We start from the raw sequence: 282 nt of genomic DNA on the forward strand, positions 1-282 counted from the left end.
CCGCATCGAGCGGGAACACCGCCTGGTGATTGAACGGGCGGTAGTGGCGTTTTCGGGGGCGGGCATTACTCTCGGGGTAATCGCCCAGCGATGAAATGCTGTTTCGTTGTTGTGCAGGGTTATATCCTGGCCGCTGCCACCGCTGATAAAGGCCAGAATATCCGCCGGGATAAACCTTTGCGCCAGTGATACATAGTCTCTGGCGCAGGCAATACCAAACTCCCGGATGATATTGCTATCCGTTGGGCTAAACGGGTTGATGATAGTTTTCATGCCCGGTTT

Annotated in this window: 1 protein-coding gene; it reads right to left on the reverse strand. The window is 54.6% G+C overall.

The features are described from left to right. Positions 1 to 273: alpha-hydroxy-acid oxidizing protein (locus tag JW499_RS22085; protein WP_205212557.1), on the reverse strand; the 273-nt coding region annotated here is incomplete at its 3' end. Positions 274 to 282: the final 9 nt, after the last annotated feature.

It is taken from the genome of Amphritea pacifica (assembly GCF_016924145.1).
Classification (GTDB): domain Bacteria; phylum Pseudomonadota; class Gammaproteobacteria; order Pseudomonadales; family Balneatricaceae; genus Amphritea; species Amphritea pacifica.